At 55.5% G+C, this 508-nt stretch carries 1 protein-coding gene; it reads left to right on the top strand.

All coding sequences use genetic code 11. The annotated features are described in order from the left end of the window. Window positions 1-197: 197 nt before the first annotated feature. A partial coding sequence (locus EXE47_RS18290; protein WP_345775824.1) for a phosphoadenosine phosphosulfate reductase family protein occupies window positions 198-508 on the top strand: 311 nt, incomplete at its 3' end.

A 508-nucleotide genomic window follows, 5' to 3' on the forward strand; every position in this document is an offset into this window, starting at 1 on the left:
TCCGATCGCCGGCCCGAACGCGACACCGGTCGACGACCCGCCAATGTTTATGCCAACAAATGCGGCGAGAAACACTCCAACAATCAGCAAATCTTCCATTTAGTCTCATATATTTTCCGAGACTGTGTAAAAACTGGGGTATTAGCGACTGTCCAAACACGGAAAGACTCTTTTTATTCGGTGAAAGCACTAGTCGTATGGCAGCCGACACCTCAGTCGATGTCGATGTATCGTATACCGACGGCGAAGGCGAGGGCCCGGCCGATTACCCGTCGCTCCAGCACAAAATCGAGAAGGCGATCGACGTCACCAAGACCGGACTCGAGGAGTACGACAACCCCGCGGTGATGTGGACCGGGGGGAAAGACTCCACGCTGACGCTGTACTTCATCAACCAGGTCGCGGAGAAGTACGGCTACGAGAAGCCCACCGCCGTCTTCATCGACCACTACCAGCACTTCGACGAGATCATCGACTTCGTCGAACACTGGGCCGACGAGTGGGGCGT

The organism is Halorubrum sp. GN12_10-3_MGM, assembly GCF_005435235.1.
Taxonomy (GTDB): Archaea; Halobacteriota; Halobacteria; order Halobacteriales; family Haloferacaceae; genus Halorubrum; species Halorubrum ezzemoulense.